Origin of the sequence: Rhizobium sp. WYCCWR 11146 (assembly GCF_013591995.1) — a bacterium.
GTDB lineage: Bacteria > Pseudomonadota > Alphaproteobacteria > Rhizobiales > Rhizobiaceae > Rhizobium > Rhizobium indicum.
This window is the reverse complement of the sequence record NZ_JACCEY010000044.1, coordinates 1-543: the sequence shown is the minus strand read 5'-3', so window position 1 is coordinate 543 and position 543 is coordinate 1. Positions and strand designations below refer to the sequence as shown.

Here is a 543-nt window from a genome sequence, read left to right as displayed (position 1 = left end):
GCCGAACCACCTTCCGGTGCGGAGGCAAAGGATGCGGTGCGCACGGTGATGACCTTCTTGGCATCGCTCGCCTGTACCGTCTGGATGGCATTGCCGGCATAGATCGGCCGCTTGAAGGTATCGGACGAGATCACCTCGATGATCTCGGAGACCTGGGCAACGTCGAGCAGAGCGGCGACCCGCGGCAGCACATTCTTGCCGACCGAGGTGGCAGCCGAGACAATGGTATCGTAGCTACCCGCCAGCGAAACGATCAGGTCGGCCAGCGGTTCGGCCAGATTGTTGGCGAGTTCGTCGCTTTCGGCCAGCAGCACCCTGGAGACGCCGGCAAGCTTGGCCGCCTGTTCGGCAGCAGCCTTGGCAGCCTTGCCGGCGACGAGCACATGCACGTCGCCGCCGATCTTGGTGGCTGCCGTTAGCGTCTTGGCGGTCTGATCAGACAGGCTGGCATTGTCGTGGTCAGCCAGAAGAAGAATGGTCATGATGATGGCTCCTGTTCCCAGCTGATTACAGCACGCCGGCTTCGTTTTTGAGCTTGTCGAT

General features: G+C 61.5%; 1 pseudogene. It reads right to left on the bottom strand.

What is annotated here, in order from left to right:
• Positions 1–482: pseudogene (locus tag HX899_RS34380) on the bottom strand (electron transfer flavoprotein subunit alpha/FixB family protein); the annotation flags it as partial.
• Positions 483–543: the final 61 nt, after the last annotated feature.